Source organism: Cupriavidus sp. SK-3 (assembly GCF_000611145.1).
Lineage (GTDB): Bacteria > Pseudomonadota > Gammaproteobacteria > Burkholderiales > Burkholderiaceae > Cupriavidus.
The window spans coordinates 1-246 of sequence record NZ_JFJV02000239.1; the positions used below are offsets into that span (position 1 = coordinate 1).

Annotated in this window: 1 pseudogene; it reads left to right on the forward strand. The window is 64.2% G+C overall.

What is annotated here, in order from left to right:
* Positions 1-246 (forward strand): annotated as a pseudogene (locus CF70_RS24775) (IS630 family transposase); the annotation flags it as partial.

Sequence of the window (246 nt, forward strand, 5' to 3'; positions counted from 1 at the left end):
CCGGCGACGTGCGTCCGCACCGGGTCCAGCAGTGGCTACACAGCCCGGATCCGGGCTTTCGCGAGAAGGTCAGTGGGATTTGCAAGCTGTACCGCAGGGCGCCTCGAAACGCGGTGGTGCTCAGTATCGACGAGAAGACCGGCATTCAGGCCATCGAACGCAAGCACCCGGGACGGGCACCTGCACCGGGGCGACTGCGTCGTCGCGAGTTTGAATATGTTCGTCACGGCACCCAGGCGTTGATTG